The organism is Streptomyces sp. NPDC059037, assembly GCF_042740015.1.
In the GTDB taxonomy this organism is placed as follows: Bacteria; Actinomycetota; Actinomycetes; order Streptomycetales; family Streptomycetaceae; genus Streptomyces.
This window is the reverse complement of the sequence record NZ_JBHYIG010000411.1, coordinates 1-6262: the sequence shown is the minus strand read 5'-3', so window position 1 is coordinate 6262 and position 6262 is coordinate 1. Positions and strand designations below refer to the sequence as shown.

The 6262-nt window shown below is 71.2% G+C and carries 4 protein-coding genes and 1 pseudogene; 2 read left to right on the top strand and 3 right to left on the bottom strand.

All coding sequences use genetic code 11. From position 1 onward, the window contains the following. Positions 1–182: 182 nt before the first annotated feature. Positions 183–1028 (top strand): annotated as a pseudogene (locus ACFWY6_RS43385) (DMT family transporter); the annotation flags it as partial. 76 nt (positions 1029–1104) lie between these two features. Continuing rightward, positions 1105–2475 carry a phosphatase PAP2 family protein gene (locus tag ACFWY6_RS43380; RefSeq protein ID WP_384702817.1) on the top strand — a complete coding sequence of 457 codons (1371 nt, stop codon included), beginning with the start codon at positions 1105–1107 and terminating at the stop codon, positions 2473–2475. 12 nt (positions 2476–2487) lie between these two features. On the opposite strand, the gene ACFWY6_RS43375 is transcribed toward ACFWY6_RS43380, so the two are convergent. The 3 genes from ACFWY6_RS43375 to ACFWY6_RS43365 are packed head-to-tail and all read right to left on the bottom strand — an operon-like array spanning position 2488 to position 5947. After that, positions 2488–3564, bottom strand: coding sequence for an LCP family protein (locus ACFWY6_RS43375; RefSeq protein WP_384702814.1), 1077 nt, complete (start codon positions 3562–3564; stop codon positions 2488–2490). A gap of 2 nt (positions 3565–3566) precedes the next feature. After that, positions 3567–5657, bottom strand: a complete 2091-nt coding sequence (locus ACFWY6_RS43370; RefSeq protein WP_384702812.1) for a bifunctional polysaccharide deacetylase/glycosyltransferase family 2 protein — start codon at positions 5655–5657, stop codon at positions 3567–3569. After that, positions 5654–5947 carry a hypothetical protein gene (locus ACFWY6_RS43365; protein WP_384702809.1) on the bottom strand — a complete coding sequence of 98 codons (294 nt, stop codon included), beginning with the start codon at positions 5945–5947 and terminating at the stop codon, positions 5654–5656. Before ACFWY6_RS43365 ends, ACFWY6_RS43370 begins: the two co-directional genes overlap by 4 nt. Positions 5948–6262: the final 315 nt, after the last annotated feature.

Here is a 6262-nt window from a genome sequence, read left to right as displayed (position 1 = left end):
AAAAACCCACCGCTCGATTCCTATACGGTGCGGGAGCACCCCGCCACCTGGCCCCGACACGCCGGCTCGAAGGGGGGCCCCGCCGCGGAGGCCGTCACCCCCGCTTGACGGTGGATCTTTTATGGGTGCACACTCACCGTCACGTAAGCGAGCGTTCGTTTTTCTTGGCGTGAAGGGGTGCCGTGACCGACTTCGCGATGACCGTCGTCCTGTGCCTGGTGTCCGCCGTCGCGTACGCGGGCGGCGCGGTGCTCCAAGAACGGGTCGCGGCGGCCTTCACCGGACACGCCTACGCCCCCCTGCGCCACCCGCTGTGGTGGGTGGCCGTCGCGCTCAACGGCCTGGGCGCCGCCCTGCACGTGGGCGCGCTCGCCTTTGGACCGCTGAGCCTGGTGCAGCCGCTGGGCGCGCTGACCATCGTCTTCGCGCTGCCGATGGCGGCGGTCTTCGTGGGCAGGCGGGTCGGGGCGGCGGCCTGGTGCGGCGCGGTCATGGCGTCGGTGGGACTTGCCGGGCTGCTCGCGCTGACGGGGTCGCCCTCCTCCGAGCACTCCCTGAGCGGAAGGGAAGGCCTTGCGGTGGGCCTGGTGGCGAGCGGGGCCGTGGCCGCGCTGATGGCCGCGGCGCTCGCCGTGCACCGGCATCCCGCGGCGCGGGCCGTTCTCCTGGCGGGGGCGGCGGGCGTGGCCTCGGGGATCGCGTCGGTGTTCGTGAAGACGGTCGCGGTGGACTTCACCCGGGCCGGCCTGTGGGCACAGCTGCCGAGCCTTCTGACGATCGCGGTGCTTGCCACCGCGGGGCTGCTGCTGTCGCAGGCGTCCTATCGCGGGGTGGGTCTCGCCGCCCCGCTGGCCACGGTGACCGTGATGAATTCCGTGGCCGCGGCGGCTGTTGGGGTCACCCTGTTCGGGGAGACCTTCCGGTACGGAGCCACCGGGACGGCGGCGGCCCTGGGGTGCGGGGTGATAGCCGCCGGGGGCGTGGTCCTGCTGACCACGCAGCGGCTCAGGCGGGCTTCCGGTGCGGCGGCTGTCTGTTAGACCGGCCGGCGGCGATGCCGTAGCGGGGAGCGCGAACGCCAGGCCGATACATATAGTTTCGCTGGTGTTTCCACGAATAGACCGCAGAAACAAGTTCGCCGCGTGGTGCCGGCCACGGGTGATCCTGTGGGCCACGGCCGGTGTGGTGGCCCTCGGATTCCTTGTCGCGCTGGAGATCGCCGCGCGTCGCTACGGCGGCGTGCCGGGGCCGATCACCAATCAGGTGCGAGAGGTGCTGTTCCCGCCCAAACCGGGGCCGCTGTACGGCGGTCTCGCGTTGATGATGGTCGTGCTCAGCTGGCGGCAGCGGTTCATCGCGGCGGGTGCCGCTGTCGGCATCGACGTCGTCTTCGTCGTGGTGCGGTGGGCGGTCGACGCCGAGGTGCCCGAGGGGCAGGCCTTCGGCAATGGCGCGTTGTGGGTGATGCTGGGCTGTGCGGTCTTCGCGGTCACGCGCCGCACCGGCCGGGAGCGGATGCTGCTCCTCAAGGGCGTCGGCCTCGGGCTGCTCCTGGTGGCCGGCCGCAAGACCGGTGACACCTGGCTGCTCATCACGGCGAAGACCCGCCCGACCGTGCTCGACCCTTATGTGGCGACCGCCGATCACGCGCTGGGGGACCCGTCGTGGCTGGCGGGGCGGCTCCTCAGGGCCAGCGGCCCGGTCAGCACCCACGTTCTCGACCTGGTCTACGCCCAGCTCGCGGTGGCCGCGGTCGCCGTCGCCCTGTACCAGCTGCGCAACGTGGCGGCCGAGGGGCGCTTCCCGCGCCATCATCTGGTGCGCACCTTTCTGGTCATCGGCCTGCTCGGTCCCGCCGTCTACATGATCTTCCCGGTGGTCGGGCCGATCTTCACCTACGGCCCGGGAACCTCCGGCACCGGCGGCCTCCAGTGGGCGGTGGCCGACCTGTGGCCGCACACGCCGCCGCCGATCGGTACCCCGCACCCGGTGCCGTACGACGGCATCACCCCTCGCAACTGCATGCCCAGCCTGCACACCGCGTGGGCCACCGCGATCTTCATTCACTCCCGCAAGGGGCCACGCCTGCTGCGCTACGCGGGCACGTTCTGGCTCGTCGCCACGCTCGGCGCGACGCTGGGCTTCGGCTACCACTACGGCGTGGATCTCATCGCCGGCGTGGTGTTCGTCCTCACGGTCGAGGCCGCGCTGCGCTCGTTCGACCGCGGCTGGGAACGGCAGGGCATCCAGCTGGTCGCCTACGGCACGACCGTCTTCGCCGCGCTCTTGGTCGCCTATCGCTGGCTGCCGGTGGAGATGGCCAGGTATCCGGTGGTGTTCGGACCGCTTCTGATCCTGGCGCTCGCCTCCGTGATCTACGGCTACGTACGGACCACCAGACGGTGGGACGCGACGCCCGCGCCGGTGCGGCTGCCGCGGCAGGCGGAACCGCAACCGGCGGCCGAACTGGTGTGAGCCGGGCCGGGCTCACGGGCGGCCCGTCTCCGTCACCGGGCGGTCGTGGCGCAGATCGGCGAAGAGACGGGCCGACCTCTTCGCGTCCCACTTCAGTACGTTGCCCTTGGAGGTGGGGACGCCGATGCCGGACACGGGTACGTTGATCTGCTTGCCGTGGCCGCCCGTGACGCTCTGCACCGCGCGGAACATCCTGGTGAGATCGCGCAGGCTCATGTCCTTGTCGACGATGAGCGTGTCGAGTCCGGCCTGCATGGCCGGGCCCATCTCCAGCGGGTCGAAGAGGGTGTCGGGGCGTGCGGCCTGGTGGGCGAGGGTCGCCAGGAACTTCTGCTGGTTCTTCGACCTGCCCAGATCGCCCTCCTTCTCCTGGTGCCGCTGGCGGACGAACGCGAGCGCCTGCTTGCCGTTCAGGGTGTGGCAGCCCTTGCGCAGATCGGCGCCCGATTTCTCGTCCTTGATGTTCCGGTCGAGGCACATCCGTACGCCGCCGATGGCGTCGACGATGTTCACGAAACCGGCGAAGCCGATCTCCGCGTAGTGGTCGATGCGCAGACCGGTGTTCTGCTCGACGGTGTGCACAAGGAGTTCGGGGCCGCCGTAGGCGAAGGCGGCGTTCAGTTTGTCTCCCTCGGGGCGCTTCGTCTTGCCCGTCGACGTGTCGAGGCGGCCGGGCACGGTGACCCAGGAGTCGCGCGGCAGGCTGACCATGCTGGTGCCGTTGGCCCCGGTGTGCAGCAGCATCATCGAGTCGGTGCGCCTCCCCCCTCCCCCGCCGGCGTGCAGGTCCTGCACGTCGTCCTCGGAGAGCCCGTCGCGGCTGTCGGAGCCCACGATGAGGTAGTTGGTGCCCTCGCCGGGCGCCGGACGGTCGCCGTACGCGCCGAGGTCGACGTCACGGTTGAGCCGGGTCTCGGCCCAGCCGTACGTGCCGCCCGCCGCGACGACCACGACGGCCAGCAGGACGAGCACCGCCCTGCGCAGCCTTCTGCGCTTCACCTTCGGCTGCCTGGCGTGGGCGCGCCGAGGTCCGTAGCGGGAGCTGGGGCGGTCGGCGAACCGTTCACGCGTGGCAAGCGGGTCTGTCATGGTCAACTCCCTTGCAGGCTCCGCCGCTCCTCTTCGGGCGGCGCTTGAAGCAGATACGGATCGGCGGTTCCGGCGCGCTTCATGCTGTGCCACTTCAGTCGGGTGCCGAGCAGCGCCGTGGTCACGGAGTGGATGACCACCAGGTACATCAACTGCCGGTAGACGAACTGCTGGAGGGGAAGCACCCACAGCACACGCAGCCGTTCGCGGTCGAGCCGCAGCGCGTACGCGGCGGTGACCAACTGGATGGACAGGAAGCCGAACCAGACGAGCGCGGCCTCCACCGGGTCGCGGAACAACGCCCCGAACAGGGCGAACATGTCCACGACCGGCGCGCACAGCGGAAGGACGATCTGGAACAGCGTGACGTACAGGAACACGCGGCGGCCGAAGCGTCCTGCCGGGCCGACCTCCTTCACCGCGTGGCGGTGTTTCCACATCGACTGGAGGGTGCCGTAGCACCAGCGGTAGCGCTGGCGCCACAACTGCCGTACGGTGCCGGGCACTTCGGTCCAGGCGACCGCCGACTCCTCGTAGACGACGCGCCAGCCGGCCCGCCAGAGCGCCATCGTGAGGTCGGTGTCCTCGGCCAGGGTCTCGTCGCTGACGCCGCCGACGCCCATCAGCGCGTCCCTGCGGAAGGCGCCGATCGCCCCCGGCACCGTCGGCATGCACTCCAGGACCTCGAACATCCGCCGGTCCAGGTTGAATCCGAGTACGTACTCCAGGTGCTGCCATTTGCCCATCAGGCGCCGCCTGTTGCCGACCTTGGTGTTGCCGCTGACCGCGCCGACCGCCGGGTGGGCGAGCGGCTGGACGAGGCGGGCCAGGGCCTCGGGTTCGAAGATGGTGTCCGCGTCGACCATGACGACGATGTCGTGCCGGGCGTGCGCAAGGCCGGTGTTGAGGGCGCTCGGCTTGCCGCCGTTGGGCTGCCGGATCACCGTCACCCGCGGGTCGTCGATCTCCTCGGCGATGTCGGCGGTGGCGTCGGTCGAGCCGTCGTCGATCACGATGATCTGCAGATGCGGATGGGTGGAGGCGAGCAGCGAGTACACGGTGGAGGCGATGCCCGCCTCTTCGTTGTACGCGGGCACCAGGACCGTCACCGGGTCCCGCACCTCGCGAAGGCGTGGTGCGCCGGGCCGGTACCGGTGCAGCCTGCGCACGTGGATCCGGGCGAACACCGCGAACAGGAGCATCCGAAGCACGCCGAGCACGCCCGTGAGGGTCAGCGTCCACACCATCACGGTGAGGAAGGCGTGCCCGAGCCGCTGCGACCAGATCAGGCCGTCGCCCTTGATCTCATCGGCGACCGGGACCTCCTTGACGAAGGAGGGACGGCCGAGGCCGCCGCTGACGGTGGTGAACCACTTCACGCCGCGGTTCCGCAGGAGATCCTCGGCCTCGCGGTAGCCGAGGTCGGTCTGGCTGTGCTGCGACACGAGCCCCCGCCACGGCTTGCGGTCCTTGTAGTCCGACGCGACCACCAGATAGCCCTGCTCCGCCGCGCGCTTCGCGGCCGGCCACTGCGGGCCGCAGAGGGTGTCCGCCGCCGTGGTGTGGGGCAGCCTCAGCAGGGTGGTGTTGATGCCTGCCGCGCCCGCGAGCGCGCTCTGGGTGAGCGACAGTTCGAGCCGCGCGCGCAGCGGCGACGCGACGCCGAGGTCGCCGCCGCTGTAGGTGTACGAGCCGATCTCGTGGCCCTCGTACAGAATCCGCCGCATCAGCTCCGGGTGCCGGGCGGCGTCTTTCCCGTACACGAAGAAGGTCGCCCGCGCGTGGTGTCTGCGCAGCAGGTCGAGGAGGCGCGGCGTCCACACCGGGTCGGGGCCGCCGTCGAAGGTGAGCGCGACGGTCCGCGGCGGCATGGCCGCGGTGGTGACCCCCTTCGGGCCGAACCGCAGGATCGGTTTGCCGTCGTCGGCCTCGCGCGGGATCGGCCGGGTGCACAGCGGCTTGGTACGCGCCGCGTCGACCTGGTGGGTCGTCCAGCCCTCGAAGAGGAGGGTGACGGCGACCACCAGGAGGACAAGCAGGAGGACGAGCCAGTGTCCGCGCGGCGGGCGGCGGACAGCGGAACGCCGGATCACTGCCCGGGGCCTCCGGCCGGCGGGGCGGATCTGCCGTGCGGCGAGTTGCCGGTGTCCGGGCCGGAAGCCGCCGGTCCGTTCGTGCTCGGCGGCTGCGTGCCGACGGGCTGCCAGAGGCCGCTGATCAGCGTGCCGACGAGCAGCAGATACCCGAGGCAGGCGCAGACCACGGCAAGCGCCAGGCCTTGCAGCGTCCGCTTGCGCCAGCCCGACTGGTCGATGAAGACGGGGAGTCGGGGTGCGGCGGCGTCCTGGGTACGCCGCTCCACCGGGGGCACAAGAGGCGTCACTGCCTCCCGCTGCTCCCCGCGGGCAGGGGGTACGGACGACCATCGCCCGTCGTGGGGTGTGCTGGCTATGTGGGGGGTGCCCTGCACTGGTGCTCCTGATCTGCGGCCGCGCACGCGCGGCTCTTTGTCTGTGGGGGGTGGGGGCCCGGGGGGGCCCCCGGGTGCCCCGGGGTAGGCCGGTTCCCCCACCCCCCTCCCCCCCCCCCCCGGGGGGGTTGTGGTTCACCCACACACGGCCCATGACGGGGGGGAGCACAACCGGCCGGCAGCCCGACGCGGGCGTGGCACTCGGATTGGCGTCCATGACCCTGATCC

What these genes read in the sequence shown, in the direction of transcription:
- ACFWY6_RS43375 (WP_384702814.1), bottom strand. Translation starts at nt 3,564, where the DNA reads ATGACAGACCCGCTTGCCACGCGTGAACGGTTCGCCGACCGCCCCAGC.